This window comes from Pseudomonas nitroreducens NBRC 12694 (assembly GCF_002091755.1).
Taxonomy (GTDB): domain Bacteria; phylum Pseudomonadota; class Gammaproteobacteria; order Pseudomonadales; family Pseudomonadaceae; genus Pseudomonas; species Pseudomonas nitroreducens.
This window is the reverse complement of record NZ_BDAI01000012.1, coordinates 1-24,024: the sequence shown is the minus strand read 5'-3', so window position 1 is coordinate 24,024 and position 24,024 is coordinate 1. Positions and strand designations below refer to the sequence as shown.

Sequence of the window (24,024 nt, the reverse complement as noted above, 5' to 3'; positions counted from 1 at the left end):
AATGTGGAGAGTCTGTGGGGATTGTGTGGCTATGGCTTTTCGTAGGAGCGAGCTTGCTCGCGAACCTGCCCCCCACAGCGGAGCATGTTCGCGAGCCAGGACTGGGCGTCCCCCTCAGTCCTACAAGGGCAGGAACAGAGTCGCGCGGACGCCGCCGTCGACGTTCTCCACGCTCAACTCACCGCCATGCAAGGTCGCCACTTCCGCGACGAAGTTGAGCCCCAGCCCGGTGCTCTTGCGGCCACTCGCCGGGCGCGGCAGGGAGTAGAAGCGCTCGGTCAGGCGCGGCAGGGCGAACTCCGGAATGGCTTCGCCCTGGTTGAACAGTTCGACGCGCCAGCCCTCGCCATCGGGCTGCGCATCGAAACGAATGACACCACCCGCCGGCGTGAAATCCAGTGCGTTGTCCAGCAGGTTGCCCAATGCCTGGCGCAGCAGGAAGCGCTCGCCGTGTACCGTCGCCTGCGGCGCGATGGCGTTCTCCAGCTGCACGCCCTGCACCCGCGCCATGCGCTCATCGACCAGCTCGCTGGCCAGTTCATGCAAGGCCACCGGCACGCGCTCCTCCAGTCCCTGGCGCTGCTCCACCTGGGCCAGATTCAGCAAGCGTTCGATCAGCTGCTGCAGGCGCTCGCTTTCTCCCGCGATGTTGCCGACGAAGCGCGCACGCTGCTCGGCGGGCATCTCGCCTTCGAGCAACTCTGCGGCGCCACGGATCGCCGCCAGCGGGCTCTTCAGTTCGTGGGTCAGGGTGTGCACGTAGCGCTCGACGTAATCCTTGCCCTCCAGTTGCACACGCATGCGCTCCACGGCGCCGGCCAGCTGCGCCATCTCGCCCCCGCGATAGCGCGGCAGTTCCGCGCGGCGCCCTTCGCTCACCGCCTGGGCGTAGCGGGTCAGGCGATCCAGCGAGCGGCTCAGCCACCAGGACAGCCCCGCGCCGACCAGCAGGCCGAGCACGATCAGCCCCGCACCGAGCCACGCGAGGCGCCGTTGCGAACGGTCGATATAGGGCTGCAGCGTGCGGTTGGGTTTGGAGACCGAAACCACGCCGATGATCTTCTCGCCATCGCGGATCGGCGCGGCGACATACATCACCGAGGATTCCGGGTCGTCCGCCGACTCGCGGCTGGAGCGCGCGCCGTACTGGCCGCGCAGGGTCAGGTAGACGTCGTTCCAGCGCGAGTAGTCCTGGCCCACGGCCTGGCCGAGGGAATCCAGCAGGACGATGCCGCGCGCGTCTGTCACGTAGATGCGGTGGTTCACCGCGGTCTTGTTCACGCCCCAGATGTCCGCCTGCGGGCTGCGCGCGCCATAGGCGCGAAGCATCTCGGGCAGGCGGCTCTGGTCGAGGGTGCCGCGCTTCACATCGGCCTGCAGAATCTCGGCCAGCAGGTTGGCGGTATCCACCAGGGTCTCTTCGCTGGACTGGCGCACGCCGGGGCGGATCTCGTCCATCACCGTGCGCAATATGAACCAGCCGGTCAGCCCGACAAAGAAGAAGTAGACCAGGAAGATCCGCAGCGACAGGCGCATCAGCTCTTGTCCGGCGCGTAGCTGTAGCCCAGGCCGCGGTGGGTCTGGATCGGTTCGGCGGCGGGGGCGACCTGGCGCAGCTTGGCGCGCAGGCTCTTGATGTGGCTGTCGACGTTGCGCTCGTAGCCGGCGTCGGCAGCGACGCCCAGGGCATCGAGCAACTGTTCGCGGCTGAACACCCGCTCGGGGCGCGCCAGCAGCGTCTGCAGCAGGCGGAATTCGTGGCGGGTCAGGCTCAGCGGCTGGCCGCGGTAGCGGATCTGGAAACGCTCCTCGTCCACCTCGAACGGGCCATTGCCGATCACCGCGGGGGCAGGCGCTTCACGCGGTGCGGTGCGCTTGAGGATGGCCTTCACCCGCGCGGCGACTTCGCGCGGGCTGAAGGGTTTGACGACGTAGTCGTCGGCACCGATTTCCAGGCCGACCACACGGTCGATCTCGGCGTTGCGCGCGGTGAGGAAAATCACCGGTACCTCGGAGAAGCGACGCAGTTGCTTGCAGGCTTCGAAGCCGCTGATATCCGGCAGCCCGACGTCGAGGATGACCAGGTCGAAGGCCTCGCGCTGCAGGCGCTCGAGGGCGGGGCCGGCGAGGTTCAGCCAGGTCGTTTCGAAACCTTCGGCCTGCAGGGCATAGAGCAGCGTATCGGCGATGGCGGCTTCATCTTCGACGATGAGGATGTGGGGCATGGGATTCCGATTCCCGGGAAGGTCCCGGAAGGGTCCACCAAGCCCCGCGCCGCGTCAATCGAGGATCAGGAGCAGTCCGGCTTGCCGGCGACGAAGCGCTCGCCCGCGTCCACCGCGACGTGGAACTTGCGCAGGCCCTTGGCGCCCATCAGGAAGGGGTAGTTGAAGTGGCTGCGGTCGGTGAGGTTGACCTCGATGGTGCGCTGGTCGCCGCCCAGGCACACCGGCAGTTCGATCACCGGGCGCTGGCTGAGGCCGGGGCTGGACTCTTCCTCTTCATCCTCGCCGGCGCCGTCCGAGCGGTTCTTGATCTTGGAGATGCGCGCCAGCTTGTGTTCGTACACCGAGTCGCCGCCATCCTTGGTGGCCAGTTTGAAGCGCACCCAGTCCTCGCCGTCGCGCTGGAAGATCTGGATATCCTTGGCCGACAGCGAGGAGGTGTAGGCGCCGGTGTCCATCTTGGCCTGCAGGGTCTGATCGAGCTCAGGCAGGCTGACCCACTCGTAGCGGCCGTAGAGTTTGGTCTCGGCGGCCAGGGCGAGGCCGGGCAAGGCAAAAAGGGATAGCAGGGCGAGGGCGCGTTTCACGCGGGAACTCCGGGTTGGGCGGGTGTAGCGCATAGGACTATCACGCCCGCCATAGGTTCGCCAGCACACCCGCTTCACGCGTCGAACAACGAGCCGCGCCGGCGGTCCAGCCCACTCCACAGCGCCTCCAGGTTGCGGAAGCCCCATTTGTCCGGCGACTCGCGGCTGACAATGCGCTCGCGGCCCTTGCACCGCGACAGGTCGAGCACCTCGAAGGGAATCGCCGCACGGGTGCGCGTCGAATAGAAGACCTTGACCACCGGCAGCAGCAGTTCCGCGCCCTGTTCCACCACCACTGCCAGGCGCTCGCTTTCCAGCCGCACCAGCGCGCCGATGGGGTAGATGCCCAGGCACCGGACGAAGGCGCGGAATACCTGCTGGTCGAGGTGCCCGCCGCACCATTGCGACATGCGTTGTAGTGATTCGGCCGGGTCCCAGCCGGCCTTGTAGGGGCGGTCGGAGGTGATCGCATCGTAGATGTCGCAGACCGCGCCCATGCGCGCGAACAGGCTGATCTGCTCGCCGGCGAGGCGGTGCGGGTAGCCGGTGCCGTCGAGTTTCTCGTGGTGATGCAGGCACACATCCAGCACCAGCGCGCTGACATGGCGGCCCTCGCGGAGAATCTCGCCACCGCGCCAGGGGTGCTCGCGCACACTGGCGAACTCGCTCTCGTCGAGGCGACCCGGCTTGTTCAGCACCGCCATCGGCACCGTCATCTTGCCGATGTCGTGGAGCAGCCCGGCAAGGCCGGCTTCACGCACCAGGTTTTCATCCAGGCCGAGCTCCCGCGCCAGGGCGATCATCAAGGCACAAACGGCGACCGAATGCAGGTAGGTGTACTCGTCGGCGTTTTTCAGCCGTGCAAGGCTGATGACTGCGTCGGGATGTCGTTGCATGGAAGCGGCGATGTCACCCACCAACTGGTGCGCGCCCTCGGCATCGACCACGCGCCCCATGCGGGCATCCTGGAACATGGCGAGAACCATTTCCTTGGAGCGGATGCACAGTTGGCGGGCGACTTGCAGCTCGTCCTCCAGGCTGCGCCGGGCAATCGGCGGGGCGAGGGGCGCGGCCGCTTCCCGCGTCTGCTCGGCGGTTGCCGCGCCAGTCTGCGCAGATGTCGGTGACACCGGCAGACAACCGCGGCGCGGGTCGATCAGCACCTCGCGCACCGCACTGTGCTTCAGGCGTCGCAAATCTTCGGGATCTTCCAGCAGGAAGCGCGCGCGCCAGAACGGATGGTTCACCCACGATCCGCACAGCTCGTGCACATACATCCCTAAAGTGACGGCTTCGACGGGAATGCGCAGGTACGGCGAGTCGGACATGGCAGGCCTCGGAGTATGACCCCCAGAGCATAGTCTTCCGGCCACTGCAGCGGGAGGGGCGCTTGGGAACCCTACGTCGGCTGCGTATCATGCTCCAGCCACCGTCGCAAAAGGAAAGGACCCCATGCAGGCACTGACCGGCGTCTTCGCCAGCCTCCTGTTGCTGCTCAACACCCTGATCCTGATCAGCCCGATGCTGCTGATCGCCCTGCTCAAGCTCATCGTTCCCGGACAAGCAGCGAAGGATGCCTGCTCGCGCGGGGTGATGTGGATCGCCGAGACCTGGGCGGAGATCGACAAGGCCATCTTCGCCCTGCTGACCCCGACCGTGTGGGACATCCGTGGCTCCGCCCAGTTGCGCGGCGACACGTCCTACCTGGTGATCAGCAACCACCAGTCCTGGGTCGACATCCCGGCGCTGGTGCAGGCCTTCAACCGCAAGACGCCCTACTTCAAGTTCTTCCTCAAGAAGGAACTGATCTGGGTGCCCTTCCTCGGCCTGGCCTTCTGGGCGCTCGACTATCCCTTCATGAAGCGCTACAGCAAGGCCTTCCTGGAAAAGCACCCGGAGCTCAAGGGCAAGGACCTGGAGATCACCAAGGCCGCCTGCGAGAAGTTCAAGCGCATGCCGGTGACCGTGGTGAACTACCTCGAAGGCACGCGCTTCACCCCGGCCAAGCAGGCCCAGCAACAATCGCCCTACCAGAACCTGCTGAAGCCCAAAGCCGGCGGCGTGGCCTTCGTGCTGGCCGCCCTGGGCGAGCAGCTCGATACCCTGCTGGACGTCACCCTGGTCTACCCGAAGGGCCCGCGACCGGGCTTCTGGGATCTGCTATGCGGCCGCGTGCCGCGTGTCATCGTCGACATCCAGGCACGCGAGATCGACCCCGCGCTATGGCAGGGCGATTACGAGAACGATGCGCAATTCCGCCAGTACGTGCAGAACTGGGTGTCGCAGTTGTGGGAACAGAAGGACCAGCGCATCGAGCAGTTGCGCCAGGAGTTCTGAGGCTCCCTACGCACCCCGCCCGGCGACCGGCGCCGCCGGCGTCAGCGGGGTGCCCCAGAGTCCGCCGAGCGTACCGAGCAGTTGGCTGCTGAGGCCCTGTTCGGTGAAGTAGTCGAGGATCACCCCGGCGAAGCGGCCGATCATCGACTGGTCCATGCCCAGCACGCCGAATATCTGGTCGACGTCCTGCAGGTTGTTGATTCCACCCAGCAGCGCCGCGGCGTTGCCCAACCCGCCGAAACCACCCAGCGCCCCACCCAGGTCGCCCAGCGAACTGTTGCCGGCGAGCTGGTCGAGATTCGGCAGGGATTTCTGCAATTGCGCCGTGTCGGTTTCCTTCAGGCTGTTCATCGCCAGCCCCAGCAGGGCACCCGTGCCGCCGATGGCCTGCTGCTCGCTGACGCCCAGTTGCCGGGTGAGGTTGCCCAGCAGTGCATTGGCGGCCGGCGGCACGCCCTGGGTTTCAGCGGCGGGCTCGCTGGTGTCGGTGAAGGTAGCGGCGAACACAGGGGACGCGACCAGCCAGGCGGCGGCCAGGAAGACGGCGGAACGGGTGGGCATCGACGGCTCCGGAGAACGGCTGTCCGACCCCAGGTCGGGGCCGGATCGTCGATAGGACCGGTGCCCGGCGCGGCGGTTCCGCGCCGGCCGGCGGATATCAGGCGCCGGTGCCCCAGAGACTGCCCAGGGTGCCGAGCAGGTTGCTGTTGGCGCCCTGCTTGCCGAGGTAATCCAGCAGCACGCTGGAGAATTTGCCAGTCATGTCCTGGTCCATGCCCAGCGCACCGAAGGCCTTGCTCACGTCGCCCATGCTGCTGACGTTGCCCAGCAGGCCGCTGGAAGCGCCGCCGCCAAGATTGCCGAGCTGCCCGCCCAGGCCACCCAGGGCGTTGCTGCCGGTGAGTTTGTCGAGGCCGGGGACGGTCTTCGCCAGCTGCGAATAGTCGGCGGTGCTGAGCTTGTTCTTCGCCAGGCCCAGCAGGGCGCCGGTACCGCCGAGGGCCTGTTCGTCGCTGACGCCGAGCTGGCCGGTCAGGGCGTTGAGCAGGCCGCTGGTCTGCGGGGTGGAGGCGACCCGCGAGGTATCGGCGCCGGTCGCGCCGGATACCGCCTTGGCGGCATCGCCCAGATTGAAGGCAAATGCCGAGGAAGCCGCCAGCAGGGCGGCCAGTGCGAGGGTAACGCGGGGTTTGACGGACATTGCTGACTCCAAGGGAATACCGGACGCCATATCGACCGGGCGCCGCGGCCGTTGTTCCACCCCGGCCAGCGCGATCGGGCAATGGCACGGCTCGCTCACAACTTCGCCGACCGCTGCGATTGCAGAGCTGTGGCCGGGAACTTTTTCGCTGTTCACCGATGTCCACGGGCGGCCATTCGTACAATGACTGCGGAGCGATCCGCGCGAACATGGTTGTACCCAGCTCGCGGCAATTTCCCCCGCGACCGCCAAAGATTCCCTAAGCTAGAGCCATTCCCGCCTGACGGACCGACCATGAGCGACCCCTTCATTCTCACGCCCCGCGTGGCTCGCCTGCTGCCCTGGCTGGTGGCCATCGCCTTCTTCATGCAGGCCCTGGACGGCACCATCCTCAACACCGCGCTGCCGAGCATGGCCCGCTCGCTGGACGAGGACCCGCTGCGCATGCAGGGCGTGGTGATCGCCTACCTGCTCACCGTGGCGCTGCTGATCCCCTCTTCCGGCTGGATCTCCGACCGTTTCGGCACCCGTCGGGTGTTCCTCTTCGCGATCTTCCTGTTCAGCTTCGGCTCGCTGCTCTGCGCGCTCTCGCCCAGCCTCGGCACCCTGGTCGGCGCCCGCGTGGTGCAGGGTATCGGCGGCGCGCTGATGATGCCGGTAGGGCGCCTGGTGATCCTGCGCGTGTACCCGCGCACGGAGCTGGTGCGCATCCTCAGCTTCGTCACCATTCCCGGCCTGCTCGGGCCGCTGGCCGGCCCCACGCTGGGTGGCTGGCTGGTGGAGTACGCCAGCTGGCACTGGATCTTCCTGATCAACCTGCCGGTCGGGCTGGTGGGCTTCATCGTCGCCCTGCGCCTGATGCCCGACCTGCACGGTGTTCGCGCGACGCGTTTCGACTCGATCGGTTTCCTGCTGTTCGGTGGCGCCATGGTGCTGATCACCATCGCTCTCGAAGGCCTGGGCGAACTGCACATGCCCCACGTGCGCGTGGTCCTGTTGCTGGTGGGCGGGCTGGTACTGCTGGCGGCTTACTGGCTGCGTGCGCTGCGCATCGAAGCACCGCTGTTCCCACCGTCGCTGTTCGCCACGCGCACCTTCGCCGTGGGCGTACTGGGCAACCTGTTCGCGCGCCTGGGCAGCGGCTCCCTGCCCTTCCTCACCCCGCTGCTGCTGCAGATCGGCCTGGGCTTCTCGCCATCGCGGGCGGGCATGACCATGATCCCGATGGCCCTGGCGGCCATGGTCATCAAGTCGCTGGCGCGACCGCTGCTGGACCTGTTCGGCTATCGCAAATTGCTGGTCAGCAACACGTTGCTGCTGGGCGCGATGATCGCCAGCCTCGGCCTGGTCGACCAGGACACCCCTTACGCGCTGCTGCTGGTGCAGTTGGCAGTGCTGGGCGGGATCAACTCGCTGCAGTTCACTGCGATGAACACCCTGACCCTGATCGATCTGCGCGACGACAACGCCAGCGCCGGCAACAGCCTGCTCTCGGTGGTCATGCAGCTATCCATCGGCATGGGCATCGCCTGTGCGGCAGCGCTGCTGGGCGGGTTCACGGGCGATCAGGAAAGCGTGCAGGGCGATGTGCTGTCGGCCTTCCACGCGACCTACTTCAGCGTCGGCATCCTCTCGATGCTGGCGGCCGCAATCTTCTTCCAGCTCAACGCCGAAGACGGCCGCACCACACCACGCCGGGTCGAACCCGAGCATGGTGTCGACGAGCATTGATCAGGGCTTGCAGGTCGGCGCGGCGGTTTGCGTCTTCGAGGCGTCCACCGGCCCCAGGTGTTCCAGGGTGCCACGCCCCAGCAGCACCGGGTAATCCAGGGTCTGGCGGTCGCGCAGGGTGAACTGCTCACGGTAGACCTTGCCGCCCAGGCAGACGTCCATCAGCACCACCGGAGCGCGCTCGACGCCGCTGGCGGTCTTGAACTTGAGCACGCGCTCGACACGCCGCTCGAAAGGCAGGCGCTCTTCCTTGCCGGTCGCCGGGTCAGTCAGCATCACGTCGTACTGTACCCAGCGCTCGTCGTTCTTCTTGATGCGCGTGATGTTGCGCGCGTCCATCACCGAGGTCTGCGCGCCGGTATCCAGCTTCGCCTTGAGGGGGGCCTGTTCGGGCATCAGCATGAGCGTCTCCACCCACCCCCAGGTGGGCTGGGCGGGCGCGTCGGCGGCAAGGGCGCCGCCCGAAACGAGCAGGCCGGCGAGCAGCAGGCGGAAGGCGGGCGATGGCATGGATGGCAGCTCCGGAAAATCGATGGCAGCACTATAGGCGACAAGGACATAGGCAATAAAAAACCCCGGATGTTTCCACCCGGGGTTCTTTTTCGGCTGACGCCAGGGGATCTTAGATCACCTGCACGCGCTCGGCCTGCATGCCTTTCTGGCCCTGCACGACTTCGAAGCTGACCTTCTGGCCTTCGGCCAGAGTCTTGAAGCCGTTACCTTCGATAGCGCGGAAGTGTACGAACACGTCCGGGCCGCTTTCCGGGGTAATGAAGCCGTAGCCTTTGGTCTCGTTGAACCACTTGACGGTGCCGTTCTGACGATTCGACATGGTGTTCTCCTTGGAACGTATTTTTGAAATTAGCCACGAATGGCCAGGAACTGAGTTGCAAGGAGTTACAAGGAGTCGAGCAGGACGGGGTGGAATAACCGACCGCATCAGGTCACGATCGACGGCGACCCATGCAAACACAGTCCGGAAACTCTACGATAAAAATCTGCGGAAAGCGAATCTCTTGAAAAAACCGTTCATCGCTACTTGGAGAAATTCTGACGAGTGGCCTCAAACCCTTGCCATACAGGCTTCTCAGCCCTTTTGAGGGGCTCTCCTGCTACACTGCGCGGCCATATGGATTCACCCGGGCTCCCTTCGTGACCACCTCTGCATTTTCCACCCTCGCGCTGTCGGCCGACCTGCTGGCCAACCTCGATTCTCTCGGTTACCGCGAGATGACGCCGATCCAGGCCGCCGCCCTGCCGGCGATCCTCAAGGGCCGCGATCTGATCGCCCAGGCCAAGACTGGTAGCGGCAAGACCGCCGCCTTCGGCATCGGCCTGCTCAGCCCGCTGAATCCGCGTTATTTCGGCTGCCAGGCACTGGTGCTGTGCCCGACTCGCGAGCTGGCCGACCAGGTCGCCAAGGAGATCCGCCGCCTCGCCCGCGCCGCCGACAACATCAAGGTGCTGACCCTCTGCGGCGGTACGCCCTTCGGCCCGCAGATCGGATCGCTGGAGCACGGCGCCCACGTGGTGGTCGGTACGCCGGGGCGCATTCAGGAACACCTGCGCCGCGGCACCCTCAAGCTCGACGGCCTGAACACCCTGGTACTGGACGAAGCTGACCGCATGCTCGACATGGGCTTCTACGACAGCATCGCCGACATCATCGACCAGGCTCCGGCGCGCCGGCAGACCCTGCTGTTCTCCGCTACCTACCCCGACGGCATCGGCCAACTGGCGGCGAAGTTCCTGAAGAACCCCGAGCGCGTGGAAGTGGAAGCACTGCACGACGACAGCCAGATCGAACAGCACTTCTACGAGATCGATCCCAAGCAGCGCCTCGATGCCGTCGTGCGCCTGCTCCAGCATTTCCGCCCGCAATCCTGTGTCGCCTTCTGCCATACCCGCCAGCAGTGCATGGAAGTGGTGGAGCAGCTCAACGCACGCAAGATCTCCGCCCTGGCCCTGCACGGTGACCTCGAGCAGCGCGAGCGCGACCAGGTGCTGACCATGTTCGCCAACCGCAGCTGCAGCGTGCTGGTGGCCACCGACGTGGCCGCCCGCGGGCTGGACATCGCCGCGCTGGAAGCGGTGATCAACGTCGAGCTGTCGCGCGATGCGCAGGTCCATGTGCACCGCATCGGGCGCAGCGGCCGCGCCGGCGAGAAGGGCCTGGCGCTGTCGCTGGTGACGCCGGCCGAAGCCAGCCGCGCCCAGGCCATCGAAGACCTGCAGGGTGCGCCACTGAACTGGGAGCGCATCGACTTCCTCAAGGCCAACGACGCCCCGCTGCTGCCGCCGATGACCACCCTGGCCATCGCCGGCGGGCGCAAGGACAAGCTGCGCCCCGGCGATATCCTCGGCGGGCTGACCGGCGACGCGGGACTCAAGGGCACGCAGGTCGGCAAGATCGCCATCTTCGACTTCCAGGCGTTCGTCGCCGTGGAACGTGACGTCGCCAGGCAGGCGCTGAAGCACTTCAACGAAGGCAAGATCAAGGGCCGTTCGTTCAAGGCGCGGATTCTCTAGCTCTGCCTGCTTTCTGTAGGAGCGAGCTTGCTCGCGAACCGTACGGTATCGCCGGCAAACCATTGTTCGCGAGCAAGCTCGCTCCTGCAAAGAGCATCGCGCCACGGTTGGTAAGCAGGCGCAGCAGCGTGTCGCGCTCGCGATAGCAGCGCGGCAGACGTTCCGCTAGTCTGAGCAGCAGACATTCGGAAGTCCGCACGCGCATGCTCTCCTCTCCACTGCTCCAGTCTCTGCAGCGCCTCTGGGCGCTGGACAAGTTCGCCTACAGCCTGCGGGTATTCGTTGCCCTCAGCGGAGTCATGCTCACGTGCTGGCTGCAGGGCCGACCGGAGCTGGTGATCCCGCTGTTCCTCGGGGTCATCGCCAGCGCCCTGGCGGAAACCGACGATCACTGGCTCGGCCGCCTGCAGGCGCTGCTGGTGACGCTGGCCTGTTTCAGCATCGCCTCGCTGGCGGTGGAACTGCTGTTCCCCTACCCGCCCCTTTTTGTCGCCGGGCTGGCGCTCTCGACCTTCGCGATGACGCTGCTCGGAGCCCTGGGCGAGCGCTACGCGGCCATCGCCTCGGCGACCCTGATCCTGTCGATCTACACCATGATCGGCGTCGACCAGCGCGGCGGCACGCCCGCCGACTTCTGGCGCGAGCCCCTGCTGCTGGTGGCCGGCGCCGGCTGGTACGGGCTGCTCTCGGTACTGTGGAACGCGCTGTTCGCCAATCAACCGGTGCAACAGAGCCTGGCGAAGCTGTTCCTCGAACTGGGCGAGTACCTGAAGATAAAGTCGACCCTGCTGGAGCCGCTGCGCCACCTGGATGTCGAGGCCCAGCGCCTGGCCCTGGCGCGGCAGAACGGCCGCGTGGTGGTGGCGCTGAACCAGGCCAAGGAAACCATCCTGGCGCGCCTCTCCCACGGCAGGCCGAGCCCGAAGATCAGCCGCTACCTGAAGCTCTACTTCATCGCCCAGGACGTCCACGAGCGGGCCAGTTCCTCGCACTATCCGTACAACCAGTTGGCCGAGGCGTTCTTCCACAGCGATGTGCTGTTCCGTTGCCAGCGTCTGCTCAACCAGCAGGGCAAGGCGTGCAAGGCACTGGCGAAGGCGATCCAGCTGCGCCAGCCGTTCGACTACAACGACAGCGAACTGGCCCTGGCCGACCTCAACGCCTCGCTGGAACACCTGCGCCAGCAGGGTAACCCGGCCTGGCGCGGCCTGCTGCGCTCCCTCGGCGCCCTGGCGGCCAACCTCACCACGCTGGACCGCAAGCTCAGCGGCGCGAGCAATCCCGATGCGCTGGACGACGAACAGGACAGCACCCTGCTGGACCGCTCGCCGCGCTCGTTCAAGGATGCCCTGGAGCGCATCCGCCTGCAGATTTCGCCGACCTCGCTGCTGTTCCGCCACGCCCTGCGCCTGTCACTGGCGCTGGCTGCCGGCTACGGCGTGCTGCACCTGATCCACCCGACCCAGGGTTACTGGATCATGCTCACCACGGTGTTCGTCTGCCAGCCGAACTACGGCGCCACGCGCATCCGCCTGGTGCAGCGGATACTCGGCACGCTGGTCGGCCTGGTCGCCGGCTGGGCGCTGATCGACCTGTTCCCCAACCCGCTGATCCAGTCGCTGCTGGCGGTAGTGGCCGGGGTCGCCTTCTTCGCCACGCGGAGTACCCGCTACACCCTGGCGACGGCGGCGATCACCCTGCTGGTGCTGTTCTGCTTCAACCAGGTGGGCGACGGCTACGGGCTGATCCTGCCGCGCCTGTTCGATACCCTGCTCGGCGCGCTGATCGCCGGCATCGCGGTGTTCCTGGTGCTGCCCGACTGGCACGGGCGCAGCCTGCACCGGCTGGTCGGCGGCACCCTGGCGTGCAACAGCCGCTACCTGCGGGAAATCATGCAGCAGTACGCCAACGGCAAGCGCGACGACCTCGCCTACCGTACTGCCCGGCGCAACGCGCACAACGCCGACGCGACGCTCTCCACCACCCTGTCGAACATGCTGCTCGAGCCCGGCCACTTCCGGAAGGACGCGGAGATCGGCTTCCGCTTCCTGGTGCTGTCCCATACCCTGCTCAGCTACCTTTCCGCCCTCGGCGCGCACCGCAACCAGCTGCCGCCGGACGTCAACGACGACCTCATCGCCGAGGCCGCCGAGCGCCTCACCGCCAGCCTCGACGACATCGCCGCGCGCCTCAACGAGCGGCGCCCGGTGGCCATCTACAGCGACGAGGAAGACACGCTGGCCAAGCGCCTGGAAGAGCTGCCCGATGAACAGGATGACGCCCACCGCCTGGTGCAGACCCAACTGGCGCTCATCTGCCGACAGCTCACGCCATTGCGCACTCTGGCGGCGCACCTGCTGAAGAAAGACATCGGCGCGGAGCAGACCGAAGCCGCCTGACGCTTTTGTAGGAGCGAGGGGGACGCCCAGTTCTTGCTCGCGAACGCATTGCACCGGATGGTCAGGCGTGAAACGGGGCTCGTGAGCAAGCTCGCTCCTATAGAGAGCCCCAAGCCCTGTCAGAGACCGTACTCGCGCATCAGTTGGTCGTAGCTGCCATCCGCACGCATCTCGCGGATCGCCTTGTTGAAGGCCTCGATTATCTCGGCATGGTGCGGGTTATGCCGGCCGACAAGAATGTGCAGGCCGTTCTCGGCCAGCGGCACCGGGAGGAACTCCAGCTGCCCCTTGAGTTCGGCGAGGTCGCCGTTGAAATGCACGCGCGCGGTGATCTCGTCTTCCAGCGTCAGGTCCACCCGCCCGGCCTGCAGCATCAGCGCCGCGTTGACGAAGCTGAACACCGGCACCCGCTGCAGTTTCGGGTCGTTGTCGAAGGCCTCGGAGTACGCGTAGCCACGCACCATGGCGATGCGGTACGGATACAGGTCGGCCAGCTTGCCATAGGCAATCGGCGAACCCTGGCGCTTGATCAGGCGCACGCGGTTGACCAGGTAGGGCTCGGAATACACGCCGAAGGACTCCCGCTCCGGCGTATACCAGGCGTCCGCCACCAGGTCGTACTCGCCGTTCGCCACACCGTGCAGCACGCGCGGCCAGGGCACTTCGATGTATTCACTGGCATAGCCGGCGCGCTTGAGCGCCGCCTGTACCAGATGCACCGCCACGCCATTGCCGGGCAACTGGCGGTCCGCATAGGGCGGCCAGCGATCCGCTGCGATGCGCAGCACTTCGTCGGCTTGCGCCGCGCAGGAAACGCACAGGAACAGCAGGGTCAGCAACAGGCGCAGCGGCATCGGGGACGTCGTCCAGGGAGAAGCTCCGGCAAGACTAGACGCTGCCCAGCGCGGCGCGCCAACCTCAGAACAGCATCGCCGCGCGCAGGCTCATGCCACCGCCGGTTTCCGGCACCACCGCCACGTTGTAGCGCTGACTTTCCGGCCCTTCGAGGAACAGGTTGTAGGTGAAGTTGGCGAAGAAGTTGCCCACCGCCATCCCGACCAGAACGTCGGTGGGGTAATGCTTGTCTCCCTCCACACGCGACAGCGCGGTCAGCCCGTCGAGGGTGTAGAGCCCGGCCTTGGCGGTGTAGCGCCAGGTCGGATTCATGTCGATGTAGTCCAGGTTGCGGCGGGTGAAGCTGTTGTGCACGGCCGTCACGGCGGTGTGCTTGGACGGGAAGGAGTCGTCGGGGATTCCGTCCGGCCGCTCGCGCCCGGACCATTCCTTGGCCTCCTCGACGAAACCGGTCACCGCGTAGCGGTCCGCCGCCAGCAAGGTCAGGTTGCGCCCGCGCCAGCTCCATTTCTCCTCGGTACTCACGTCCTTGGGCGACGCCACCAAAGCAGTGACGACGCTCAGGCCGGTGGCGAGGTTGAGCATGCGGTCGGCGGCCTGGTTGGCGTCGCCGCCGAAGAACCAGTCGTGGTTGCTCGCCGATTTCTGCCACTTGTGGTCCCAATTGCCTGCGGCGATCACCGCCGCGCCAGCCACCGGCGCCCAGACGTCGGCGCTGGTGACTGCACGCTGCGCCGAATCCCCCACCCGGTCCCAGCTCATCTGCGGTGCCCCTGCGCAACCGATGAGCGCGGCGCTGGCCGCCAGGGTGGCGACTGCCAGCAAAGTCCGATTCATGATGTTCCCCCATGCGCCCGGCCCGCTCCAGGGCAGCGGACGCGTCAATGCATGAGCAGGGAAGGATAGTCGGGATGATCCTGAAGGCCCCTGCCTTCAGTCATTAATGGGTAACTCTTCGTTTCACTCATCGGAAAAAGAAAAACCCCGCCGAGGCGGGGTTCTCCAGGTCAGACGGAATCAGCCTTTGAAGACGTCTTCCACCGACTGCAGCGGGTAGTGCTTCGGATACGGCAGGGTCGCCACGCCGGTCTCGATGGCGGCCTTGGCCACGGCATCGGAAACGATGGTGATCAGGCGCTTGTCCATCGGCTTCGGAATGATGTACTCGCGGCCGAATTCCAGGGCGGTCACGCCGTAGGCGTCGCACACGTCCTTGGGTACCGGCAGCTTGGCCAGGTCACGCAGGGCCAGGGCAGCAGCGATCTTCATTTCTTCGTTGATGCGAGTGGCGCGCACGTCCAGGGCACCGCGGAAGATGAAGGGGAAGCCGAGCACATTGTTGACCTGGTTCGGATAGTCCGAACGGCCGGTGGCCATGATCACGTCGTTGCGGGTGGCGTGGGCCAGTTCCGGTTTGATCTCCGGGTCCGGGTTCGAGCAGGCGAAGACGATCGGGTTCGGCGCCATGCGCTGGAGGTCTTCGGCGCTGAGCAGGTTGGCGCCGGACAGGCCAACGAACACGTCGGCGCCTTCCAGGGCGTCGGACAGGGTGCGTTTGTCGGTCTCGGTGGCGAACACCGCCTTGTACTGGTTCAGGTCGTTACGGCCGGCGTGGATCACGCCCTGGCGGTCGATCATGTAGATGTTCTCGACCTTGGCGCCCATGCTCACCAGCAGCTTCATGCAGGAGATGGCGGCAGCGCCGGCACCGAGGCAGACGATCTTCGCGGTTTCCAGCTTCTTGCCGGCGATTTCCAGGGCGTTGAGCATGCCGGCGGCGGTCACGATGGCGGTGCCGTGCTGGTCATCGTGGAACACCGGGATGTCGCACTGTTCGATCAGGGCGCGCTCGATCTCGAAGCACTCGGGTGCCTTGATGTCTTCCAGGTTGATGCCGCCGAAGGTGATGGAGATGCGCTTGACGGTATCGATGAAGGCCTGCGGGCTCTCGGCGTCGACTTCGATGTCGAATACGTCGACACCGGCGAAGCGCTTGAACAGGACGCCCTTGCCTTCCATGACCGGCTTGGAGGCCAGCGGGCCGAGGTTGCCCAGGCCGAGGATGGCGGTGCCGTCGGAAATGACCGCGACCAGGTTGCCCTTGCCGGTGTACTTGAAGGCAAGCTCGGGGTCACGCGCGATTTCGCGGACCGGCTCGGCGACACCCGGGCTGTACGCCAGCGACAGGTCGCGGGCGGTCACGGTCGGCTTGGTCAGCTCGACGCTCAGTTTTCCGGGGCGGGGTTGGGCGTGATATTCGAGGGCAGCGGTCTTGAGATCAGACATTTGGGCACTTCCGCTTTTGTTGCTTGTTGGACAGACGGGGGACCGAGCATACGCAGAAAGGCCGCACCTGCCAAGGTAGCCCAGGCCCCAGCTGTCAAGACCTCTAGCGTACGACTTTCAGCCAGTCGCCCGGTTTTGGCTGACCAGTTGGATACAAGTCATTCAATAAACGTATACGATTTATCGAGTCAGATTCCGGACCGGTTTCTGCCTTCGCGAACTGCTCGACAGTCTGCCCGGATTTGACCTGAACGACGGCGATCCGGCGCGGTTGCGCGAGTTTCTGCTCGTCGGCACGCATGGGTCGGAAGCTGCGGATGACCTGCATGAAGTGATCGTCCTCGCTCTCCAGCGAGGCGCGACCTTTGACCACACCGATGAACAGGTAGGCGTGGTCCTTCTGGTAGACCACGGCCGCGCGACGGGCCGGATTGCCGGGAACCACGCCAGTGGCAACGTCGAGGCCGTTCTGCTGGAAGCTTTCTTCGTTCGATAACCGCCCGCCAGCCCCCTTGCGCAGGTATTCCGCCGGAGTCAGCTGGCCATCGCGCGGTACCAGCTTCATGCCGATGTAGGCCTGCTGGTCGGCGGTGTAGCCCACCAGCGCGGTCGGCTGGTTGAGGATGCCCCAGCCGGCCGGGTAGGTCAGGGTGAAGTCCAGTTCCGAGTGGTAGAAGCTCTGCCCGCGGCGCACGCCGCTGGCGGCGGAATCGCCGAAGGGCATGCCGTCGATGGCTTTCAGGTAGCGCTCGGCAGCGACTTCGCGCTGGCCACTGCCGGCCAGGGCCTGGGCCGGGCCGAGGACCTGCTTGAGGCGCTCATCGTTGTCCGGGTGGGTGTCGAACAGCCCGTGGTAGCCGACCGGCTGGGCCGCCTGGCCCTTGCGCGCCGCCTCATCGCGGGCGAAGTCTTCCTGGTTCTTCAGCACCCGCACCACCTGGATCATGGCGGTCGGGTCGTAGCCGGCGCGGGCCAGGTACTTGGCGCCCAGGCCGTCGGCCTCCAGCTCCATGTCGCGGCCATAGCCGCGCACGAAGGCGGTGCCGAGCACGTTGGTGAGGTCGGCGGCAGCGCCGACACCGGTGCCAAGGGCCACGGCCTGGCCGAGGATGCTCCAGGCGCTCGACTGGCTCTGCTGCTTGACGCTATGCCGCGCGGTCACGTGGCCGACCTCGTGGCCGAGCACGGCGGCCAGCTCCGCCTCCGAGCCCAGATACGCCATCAGCCCGCGGTGGATATAGATGTAGCCGCCGGGCAGGGCGAAGGCGTTGATGTCGGGGGTGTCGATGACCGTGAAGTGATACTGCAGCTGCGGCCGGTCGCCGGCGCGGGCGACCCGCTCGCCAACCTGCTGGACGTAGGCCTGCAGCTTGGCATCCTCATAGCGCGGGTACTGCTTGGCGATTTCCTGGCTGTACTTCTGGCCCATCTCCAGCTCGCTCTGCTCGCTCATCATCACGAAGTCAGACTTGCCGGTGGCCGGGTTGGTGGCGCAACCGCCGAGGACGCTCAGCAGCGCCAGCAACACCAGGATTCCGAACGAGCGCACGCTCATGGCAATACCTCCATCATCGCCGGGTCGGTTACAGGCAGCATCCAGCGCGCCTGTCCGGTTTTCACTCCACCGCGCTCGGCACGGTCGATGACCCAGCCGCGCGCTTCTATTTGTCGACCCTTCAGCTCACGCAGGGTTGCATCGTCGAACTGGCTCAGGAGTCGGGGCTCAATGCGTAGCACCAACGGGCCGTCGAGATCGATCCACAGACCACCGCGATTGCGTTGTACCTGTTCCACCCGTCCACGCACCACCGCAAAGCCGCTTTCGTGAAGCTGTTCCGCCACCTGCACCGGAGATTTTCTCCACAACCCCCGCTGGGCGCTGCGCGCCTCGCGCTCGGCGGCGCGCTGGCAGGCGGTGAGATCCGTATTGGGGGCGATAGCTACAAGGTAGCCCAGGCCTTCGGCGAGCAGGCGGGATTCGAGGTTGTTGCCGCGGGCGTCATAGGCGTGGGCCAGCGTGCGGCCGTACTTATCCTTGCCCTGCTGGCCGGGAACCAGGCCGACCTCGCCGTCATTGGCCGCCACCAGCTCCTGCAGGCGACGCTGGGCGGCAACGGCAAAGGGTTCTTCGGAGCGGCCGTGATGGGCCAGTTCCGGGGCGTTCACACCGATCAGGCGGACGCTGCGGCCGTCGGCCAGCTTCAGCGTGTCACCGTCCACCACCCGTGCCACGCGTACCGTTTCCGCTGACGAAGGCTTCGGGCAGGCGGCGCTGGCGTCCAGGAAAAAAAGGACAGCCATAAAAAAGGCGCCCACGAGGGACGCCTTTTTCGAGATGCCGTAAAAAACCATGAAGGTTCTTTCCGGAAATCGATCTTACTTCTTGCCGCCGAACATGGCGAAGCGCTGGTTGAAGCGATCGATACGGCCGCCGGTGTCCAGGACTTTCTGCTTGCCAGTGTAGAACGGGTGGCATTCGGAGCAGACGTCCAGGTGGATGCCTTTGCACAGGGTCGAACGAGTTTTGATCACGTTGCCGCAGCTGCAGGTGGCTTCGATGTCTTCGTACGCGGGATGGATTTCCGGTTTCATGGTCTCTTCCTCTCAGTGGTGTGCCGCCACCCAGTCTCTGGCAGAAGCCGAGCCACGGTCATCAAGGACCGCGGGCGGGATCTTTTACCGGGCACCGCACGGAAATTAAGGGCGTGGATCATACCAGAGAACGCTTTCAACGCAAGATCAGGCATGACCGACCGTCGCATTGCCCATGCTACCATCCAGCGCTCCCAGCCGCCCCGGAATCCGTCGCGTGCCCACACCCGCCATCCTACGTCTCGCCCTGCCCTCGCCGCTGCGCCGCCTGTTCGACTACCTGCCTCCGCGCGGGGTCGACGTGACGCGCCTGCAGCCGGGCGTGCGCCTGCGCGTGCCGTTCGGCCGGCGGGAGATGGTCGGTGTGCTGGTGGAGCAGGTGGAAACCTCCGACGTGCCGGCGGACAAGCTGCGCCCGGCCCTGGCGGTGCTCGACCGCGAGCCGCCGATGCCGGCGCACCTGCTGGAGTTGTGCCGCTGGACGGCGCAGTACTACCAGCACAGCCTGGGCGACACCTTCTCCTGGGCACTGCCCAACCTGCTGCGCCAGGGCGACCCGGCCGAGGCGCGCCAGCAGCGCTTCTGGCACGCCGAACCCGGTGCCCGCGAGGAAGATCCGCGCCTGGCCCGCGCGCCGCGCCAGCGCGAGACGCTGAAGATCCTCAAGCAGCACCCCCATGGTGTCGCCCACGACCTGCTCAGCCAGTTGCAGATCAACAAGGACAGCCTCGACCTGCTGCAGGAAAAAGGTCTGGTCACCCTGGAAGTGCGCGAGCACAGCGTGCCACCGCACCATGGCCCGTGGCTGGCGCAGGCGGAACTGCCGCTCAACGCCGAGCAACGTGCCGCCTTCGAAGCCGTGCGCGCCGGCTTCGGCAGCTTCCACAGCTTCCTCCTGGCAGGCGTCACCGGCAGCGGCAAGACCGAGGTCTACCTGCAACTGATCCGCGAAACCCTGGAGGCCGGCAAACAGGCACTGGTGCTGATCCCCGAGATCAACCTCGGCCCGCAGACCCTGAGCCGCTTCGAGCGCCGCTTCAACGCGCGAATCGCCCTGCTGCATTCGGCGCTGACCGACCGGGAGCGGCTGGACGCCTGGCTGGCGGCTCGCGACGGCGAGGCGGACATCATCATCGGCACCCGCTCGGCACTGTTCACCCCGCTGAAGAATCCGGGGCTGATCATCATCGACGAGGAACACGACGCTTCCTATAAACAGCAGGAAGGCCTGCGCTACCACGCCCGCGACCTCGCCCTGGTGCGCGCGCGACTGGAGAACGTGCCGATCCTGCTGGGCTCCGCCACGCCGGCGCTGGAAAGCCTGCACAACGCCCAGAGCGGCCGCTACGGCCTGCTACGCCTGACCCAGCGGGCCGGCGGCGCGCACCAGCCGAAGTTCCACCGCCTGGACGTGAAGAGCCTGCCGCTGGATTCCGGCATCTCCATGCCGTTGCAGCGCTCGATCAAGGAAACCCTGGCCGCCGGCCAGCAGGTGCTGGTCTACCTGAACCGCCGCGGCTTCGCCCCCACCCTGCTGTGCCACGACTGCGGCTGGATCAGCCAGTGTCCGCGCTGCGATGCACGGATGACCGTGCACCAGGGCAGTGGCGAACTGCGCTGCCACCACTGCGACCACCGCGAGCGGCCGCCGCGCAACTGCCCGAAATGCGGCACCGTGGACCTGCGCCCGGTCGGCGCCGGCACCGAGCGCGCCGAAGAGCGCCTGCGCATTCTCTTCCCGGACTACCCGGTGCTGCGCATCGACCGCGACAGCACCTCGCGCAAGCACGCCATGCGCGACCTGTTCGCCACCATCAACAAGGGCGAGCCGTGCATCCTGGTCGGCACGCAGATGCTCGCCAAGGGTCACCACTTCCCGCGGGTCACCCTGGTGGCGATCCTCGATGCCGATGGCGGGCTGTTCTCCGCCGACTTCCGCGCCAGCGAGCGCATGGCCCAGCAGATCGTCCAGGTCGCCGGCCGCGCCGGGCGCGCCGAGGAGCCGGGCCGCGTGCTGATCCAGACCCATCTGGCCGACCACCCGCTGCTGGTACAACTCACCGAGCAGGGTTACTTCGCCTTCGCCGAGCAGGCCCTCACCGAGCGCCGCTCCGCCGGCCTGCCGCCCTTCTCGCACCTGGCGCTGCTACGCGCCGAGGCGCACAAGCCAGGGCAGGCCGAAGGTTTCCTCGACGAGGCCTGCGCCGAGGCCGAGCGTCTGCAGGCCACCCTGGGCCACGACGTGGAACTCCTCGGCCCGGTGCCGGCGCCCATGGAGCGTCGCGCCGGTCGCTATCGCGCCCAGTTGCTGCTGATGAGCACGGCCCGCGCACCGCTGCACCGTCTTCTCACCCCCTGGCTGCAGACGCTAGAGGGCATGCCCAGCGGGCGCCAGGTACGCTGGTCGCTGGATGTCGACCCGATCGATCTGTTCTGACGGCCCTCTTTTATTCCCAAGAACCCGTCCGCCGTGCCGGAACCGTCCTACATTGACTTCCATCAGCCGCGACGGATGGCACAGCGGCGAGACTGAACTCGGAGCGCTCCGCGGTTGGCAAGCCATGCCCAGCCACGGATAATGCGCGGTTCTGAGCCCGATAACCGGTCGCGCGCGCCGGATGCACGCGAGCACGGAGAAAACCATGAAAGACACGATTCGCCACCTGATCCAGCAAGCCCTTGTCAGCCTCACCGAAGACGGCACCCTGCCGGCCGGCCTGACGCCCGACATCCAGGTGGAGAACACCAAGGACCGAACCCACGGTGACTTCGCCAGCAACATCGCCATGATGCTGGCCAAGCCCGCCGGCATGAAGCCGCGCGACCTGGCCACCAAGCTGGTCGAGGCGCTGCCGCAGAGCCCGGAAGTGGCCAAGGTCGAGATCGCCGGCCCCGGCTTCCTGAACTTCTTCCAGGACCAGGCCTGGCTCGCCGCCAGCCTCGACAAGGCCCTGGCCGACGAACGCATCGGTGTGCGCAAGGCCGGCCCCGCGCAGCGCGTGGTGGTGGACCTGTCCTCGCCGAACCTGGCGAAGGAAATGCACGTCGGCCACCTGCGCTCGACCATCATCGGCGACGGCGTCAGCCGCGTGCTGGAGTTCCTTGGCGACACCGTGATCCGCCAGAACCACGTGGGCGACTGGGGCACCCAGTTCGGCATGCTGCTGGCCTACCTGGAAGAACAACCGGTGGACGCCCAGGCCGAACTGCACGACCTGGAGGTCTTCTACCGCGCGGCCAAGCAACGCTTCGACGAGTCCCCCGAGTTCGCCAACCGTGCCCGCGAGCTGGTGGTGAAACTGCAGGCCAACGATCCCAAGTGCATGGCCCTGTGGACCCGCTTCAACGACATTTCCCTGTCGCACTGCCAGAAGGTCTACGACCTGCTGGGCGTGAAGCTGACCATGGCCGACGTGAAGGGCGAGAGCGCCTACAACGACGACCTCGCGCAAGTGGTCGCCGACCTGACCGCCAAGGGCCTGCTGGTCGAGAGCGACGGCGCCCTGTGCGTGTTCCTCGACGAGTTCAAGAACGCCGAAGGCGAGCCGCTGCCGGTGATCGTGCAGAAGGCCGGCGGCGGCTACCTCTATGCCACCACCGACCTCGCCGCCATGCGCTACCGCCACAAGGTGCTGCACGCCGACCGCGTGCTGTACTTCGTCGACCAGCGCCAGGCCCTGCACTTCCAGCAGGTGTTCGAAGTGGCCCGCCGCGCCGGTTTCGTCCCGGCCAGCATGGACCTGGAGCACATGGGTTTCGGCACCATGAACGGCGCCGACGGCAAGCCGTTCAAGACCCGCGACGGCGGCACCGTGAAGCTGATCGACCTGCTGATCGAAGCCGAGGAGCGCGCCTACACCCTGGTGAAGGCCAAGAACCCCGACTTCAGCGAGCAGGACCTGCGCCAGATCGCCCACGCCGTTGGCATCGGCGCGGTGAAATACGCCGACCTGTCCAAGCACCGCACCAGCGACTACAGCTTCAACTTCGACCTGATGCTGAGCTTCGAAGGCAACACCGCGCCTTACCTGCTGTATGCGTACACCCGCGTGGCGAGCATCTTCCGCAAGCTGGGCAAGGGTTATGACGAAGTCGGCGGCAAGATCGTCCTGCAGCAACCGCAGGAAATCGCCCTGGCCGCTCAGCTGGCGCAATTCACCGACCTGCTCAACAACGTGGCGATCAAGGGTGTGCCGCACATCCTCTGCGCCTACCTGTACGAGCTGGCCGGCCTGTTCTCCAGCTTCTACGAACACTGCCCGATCCTCACCGCCGAAGACCCGGCGCAACAGGAAAGCCGCCTGCGCCTTGCCGCGCTGACCGGCCGTACCCTCAAGCAGGGCCTGGAGTTGCTGGGCCTGGAAACCCTGGAGCGCATGTAAGCACCCATGGCGAAGAAGAAACCCGCTCCCAAGCGCGGCGCCAGCCGCTACCAGGCCCCGGCCAAGAAGAGTTCGGTCCCCGGCTGGGTTTGGCTGGTGGCTGGCCTGGCCATCGGCGGCTTCATCATGTTCCTGATGAAGCTGGAGCCGGGTCGCAACGACGTCAAACGCGAGAAGGCGGAGGCGCCCAAGGCCGTGGTCGGTTCCAACAAGCCCTCCGGCACCGTGCAGCCGCAACAGCCGGCCGCGCCCACCGGGGTGAAGCCCAAGTACGACTTCTACACCCTGCTGCCGGGCTCGGAAGTCGCCGTGCCGCCGGAGGCCGTGCCGCCGCCCACCCAGCCTGCAAAACCGCAGACGCCGCCGACCGTGGTCGCCACCAAGGAAGAAGCCGAGAAGATCGACACCCAGCGCGCCCTGACCGCCCTGAGCGGCCAGACTCCGCCACCGCCCGCAGTGGTCAAGCCGGCAACGCCCACCACGCCGCCAGCGACCCAGGTCGCGACCGCGCAGAAGCAGGCGCTGCCGCAGGCTCCGGCCAGCGATACCACGCCAGCCAAGCCGACACCGCCGCCGGCCGTAGCGGCCACGCAGTACTACCTGCAGGCCGGCTCGTTCCGTAAGCAGACCGACGCCGACCACCTGCGCGCGCAGATCATCATGATGGGCCAGAACGCCCGCGTGGAGTCCGGCACGGTGCGCGACGAAACCTGGTACCGCGTCATGGTCGGCCCCTACGGCGACCGCGCCAAGGCCTCCGCCGCGCAGAAGCAACTGGCCGGCAACGGCTTCAGCAACCTGCTGTTACAGCAGCGCCAGACCCGCTGATTCCAAGGCCCGCACCGACGAGTGGCGCGTGAAATGCGCACTGCTCGTCCGGTGCAGGACTTGAACCCCGCC

The 24,024-nt window shown here is 66.4% G+C and carries 21 protein-coding genes; 7 read left to right on the top strand and 14 right to left on the bottom strand.

The window, feature by feature from the left end:
- Nucleotides 1-120: 120 nt before the first annotated feature.
- From creC to PNI01S_RS23200, 4 genes are all read right to left on the bottom strand, one after another.
- Nucleotides 121-1,536 (bottom strand): two-component system sensor histidine kinase CreC, encoded by a 1,416-nt coding sequence (creC, locus tag PNI01S_RS23215; protein WP_084359336.1) that lies wholly within the window; start codon nt 1,534-1,536, stop codon nt 121-123.
- On the bottom strand, nt 1,536-2,225 hold the full coding sequence (gene creB / locus PNI01S_RS23210; protein ID WP_024766524.1) for a two-component system response regulator CreB: 690 nt from the start codon (nt 2,223-2,225) through the stop codon (nt 1,536-1,538). The genes creC and creB overlap by 1 nt, the downstream gene beginning before the upstream one ends.
- Nucleotides 2,226-2,290: 65 nt before the next feature.
- On the bottom strand, nt 2,291-2,812 hold the full coding sequence (gene rloA2 / locus PNI01S_RS23205) for a retropepsin-like aspartic peptidase RloA2 (protein WP_054907977.1): 522 nt from the start codon (nt 2,810-2,812) through the stop codon (nt 2,291-2,293).
- 74 nt (nt 2,813-2,886) lie between these two features.
- Entirely contained in the window at nt 2,887-4,140 is a 1,254-nt protein-coding gene (locus PNI01S_RS23200; RefSeq protein WP_084359334.1) for a cyclic di-GMP phosphodiesterase, read from the bottom strand.
- 124 nt (nt 4,141-4,264) lie between these two features.
- Here PNI01S_RS23200 and yihG point away from each other — a divergent pair, with 124 nt between their 5' ends.
- Complete coding sequence (gene yihG, locus PNI01S_RS23195; protein WP_084359332.1) at nt 4,265-5,149, top strand: 1-acylglycerol-3-phosphate O-acyltransferase, YihG family; 885 nt, start codon at nt 4,265-4,267, stop codon at nt 5,147-5,149.
- Between the two features lie 6 nt (nt 5,150-5,155).
- Here the strand turns inward: yihG and PNI01S_RS23190 are convergent, their stop codons facing one another.
- On the bottom strand, nt 5,156-5,710 hold the full coding sequence (locus tag PNI01S_RS23190; protein WP_054907974.1) for a DUF2780 domain-containing protein: 555 nt from the start codon (nt 5,708-5,710) through the stop codon (nt 5,156-5,158).
- 97 nt (nt 5,711-5,807) lie between these two features.
- Nucleotides 5,808-6,350, bottom strand: coding sequence for a DUF2780 domain-containing protein (locus PNI01S_RS23185; protein WP_024766519.1), 543 nt, complete (start codon nt 6,348-6,350; stop codon nt 5,808-5,810).
- Between the two features lie 294 nt (nt 6,351-6,644).
- Between PNI01S_RS23185 and mdtD the strand changes: the two genes are divergently transcribed.
- Entirely contained in the window at nt 6,645-8,081 is a 1,437-nt protein-coding gene (gene mdtD / locus PNI01S_RS23180) for a multidrug transporter subunit MdtD (protein WP_024766518.1), read from the top strand.
- Here mdtD and rloA3 read toward each other — a convergent pair whose 3' ends face one another.
- Nucleotides 8,082-8,591, bottom strand: a complete 510-nt coding sequence (gene rloA3, locus PNI01S_RS23175; protein ID WP_065086269.1) for a retropepsin-like aspartic peptidase RloA3 — start codon at nt 8,589-8,591, stop codon at nt 8,082-8,084.
- A gap of 112 nt (nt 8,592-8,703) precedes the next feature.
- The gene (locus PNI01S_RS23170; protein WP_017520182.1) at nt 8,704-8,913 is read right to left on the bottom strand and encodes a cold-shock protein; all 210 of its coding nucleotides are present in this window, start codon (nt 8,911-8,913) and stop codon (nt 8,704-8,706) included.
- A 320-nt stretch (nt 8,914-9,233) separates the two neighbouring features.
- On the opposite strand from PNI01S_RS23170, the gene dbpA reads away from it, so the two are divergent.
- Both dbpA and yccS read left to right on the top strand, forming a co-directional pair.
- Nucleotides 9,234-10,610 carry an ATP-dependent RNA helicase DbpA gene (gene dbpA / locus PNI01S_RS23165; protein ID WP_024766516.1) on the top strand — a complete coding sequence of 459 codons (1,377 nt, stop codon included), beginning with the start codon at nt 9,234-9,236 and terminating at the stop codon, nt 10,608-10,610.
- Between the two features lie 203 nt (nt 10,611-10,813).
- On the top strand, nt 10,814-13,009 hold the full coding sequence (gene yccS / locus PNI01S_RS23160; RefSeq protein ID WP_084359330.1) for a YccS family putative transporter: 2,196 nt from the start codon (nt 10,814-10,816) through the stop codon (nt 13,007-13,009).
- A 119-nt stretch (nt 13,010-13,128) separates the two neighbouring features.
- Here the strand turns inward: yccS and PNI01S_RS23155 are convergent, their stop codons facing one another.
- The 6 genes from PNI01S_RS23155 to rpmE all read right to left on the bottom strand — a co-directional run bounded on the left by PNI01S_RS23155 (nt 13,129) and on the right by rpmE (nt 18,742).
- The gene (locus tag PNI01S_RS23155) at nt 13,129-13,863 is read right to left on the bottom strand and encodes a substrate-binding periplasmic protein (protein WP_024766514.1); all 735 of its coding nucleotides are present in this window, start codon (nt 13,861-13,863) and stop codon (nt 13,129-13,131) included.
- Nucleotides 13,864-13,927: 64 nt separating this feature from the next.
- Nucleotides 13,928-14,701: a phosphatase PAP2 family protein gene (locus tag PNI01S_RS23150; RefSeq protein ID WP_037007577.1), complete on the bottom strand. Its 774-nt coding sequence runs from the start codon at nt 14,699-14,701 to the stop codon at nt 13,928-13,930.
- A gap of 180 nt (nt 14,702-14,881) precedes the next feature.
- Entirely contained in the window at nt 14,882-16,150 is a 1,269-nt protein-coding gene (locus PNI01S_RS23145; protein ID WP_024766512.1) for a malic enzyme-like NAD(P)-binding protein, read from the bottom strand.
- A 103-nt stretch (nt 16,151-16,253) separates the two neighbouring features.
- A complete protein-coding gene (locus tag PNI01S_RS23140; protein WP_037007575.1) occupies nt 16,254-17,705 on the bottom strand; it encodes a M48 family metalloprotease in 1,452 nt (483 codons plus the stop codon).
- Nucleotides 17,702-18,502: a thermonuclease family protein gene (locus PNI01S_RS23135; RefSeq protein WP_084359328.1), complete on the bottom strand. Its 801-nt coding sequence runs from the start codon at nt 18,500-18,502 to the stop codon at nt 17,702-17,704. Before PNI01S_RS23135 ends, PNI01S_RS23140 begins: the two co-directional genes overlap by 4 nt.
- Before the next feature lie 24 nt (nt 18,503-18,526).
- Nucleotides 18,527-18,742, bottom strand: coding sequence for a 50S ribosomal protein L31 (rpmE, locus tag PNI01S_RS23130; protein ID WP_024766509.1), 216 nt, complete (start codon nt 18,740-18,742; stop codon nt 18,527-18,529).
- Nucleotides 18,743-18,959: 217 nt separating this feature from the next.
- Here rpmE and PNI01S_RS23125 point away from each other — a divergent pair, with 217 nt between their 5' ends.
- The 3 genes from PNI01S_RS23125 to PNI01S_RS23115 all read left to right on the top strand — a co-directional run bounded on the left by PNI01S_RS23125 (nt 18,960) and on the right by PNI01S_RS23115 (nt 23,952).
- Nucleotides 18,960-21,179, top strand: coding sequence for a primosomal protein N' (locus PNI01S_RS23125; RefSeq protein WP_084359326.1), 2,220 nt, complete (start codon nt 18,960-18,962; stop codon nt 21,177-21,179).
- 205 nt (nt 21,180-21,384) lie between these two features.
- Complete coding sequence (argS, locus tag PNI01S_RS23120) at nt 21,385-23,124, top strand: arginine--tRNA ligase (protein ID WP_037013402.1); 1,740 nt, start codon at nt 21,385-21,387, stop codon at nt 23,122-23,124.
- A 6-nt stretch (nt 23,125-23,130) separates the two neighbouring features.
- Complete coding sequence (locus tag PNI01S_RS23115) at nt 23,131-23,952, top strand: SPOR domain-containing protein (protein WP_084359324.1); 822 nt, start codon at nt 23,131-23,133, stop codon at nt 23,950-23,952.
- Nucleotides 23,953-24,024: the final 72 nt, after the last annotated feature.